1 protein-coding gene is annotated in these 660 nt (G+C 37.7%); it reads right to left on the bottom strand.

From position 1 onward, the window contains the following. A partial coding sequence (locus tag ADA42_RS06660; RefSeq protein WP_048764264.1) for a redoxin domain-containing protein occupies positions 1–416 on the bottom strand: 416 nt, incomplete at its 3' end. Between the last annotated feature and the right edge of the window lie 244 nt (positions 417–660).

The raw sequence follows: 660 nt of genomic DNA, 5'->3' as shown, positions 1-660 counted from the left end.
CCAGCCGTAATTTCAACAATTTGAATTTTACCGTCTGGATCAATCACAAACGTACCCCGGTCTGCCATGCCTTCAGCCTCAATCAAAACATCGAAGTTTTTGGCAATGCGCCATGTTGGATCACCAATCATTGGATACTGAATTTTGCCAATTGCATCGGAGCTGTCGTGCCATGCCTTATGGGTAAAGTGGGTATCGGTTGAAACCGAATAAATCTCAACGCCCAATTGTTTAAATGCATCGTAGTGTTCTGCAAGGTCTTCAAGTTCTGTCGGGCAAACAAAAGTAAAATCGGCAGGATAGAAAAACACAACAGACCAATGACCTTTCAAATCTGCTTCGGTCAAATCGACAAACTGACCTTTTGAATATGCAGTGGCTTGAAAAGGTTTGATTTCGGTGTTGATTAAACTCATAACTTGCGCCTCTAAATAAATATATATAATTGCTTGAAGAGAGGATTAGCTTAAAAGATTTTTAATCATCGTAAAAACAGAAAATTTTTATAAAATTGATCGAATATTTAGATTTTTACTTTGAATGGATTTAAATCTAGATTTTTAGAATGAACCAATAAAAAAAGCCTTAGTCATTATGCTAAGGCTTTTTTAGAATCTGGTGGGTCGTCCGCGACTCGAACGCGGGACCAACGGATTAAAA

This window comes from Acinetobacter sp. 243_ASPC (genome assembly GCF_001054715.1).
GTDB lineage: Bacteria > Pseudomonadota > Gammaproteobacteria > Pseudomonadales > Moraxellaceae > Acinetobacter > Acinetobacter soli.
This window is presented reverse-complemented; position numbering and strand designations above follow the sequence as displayed.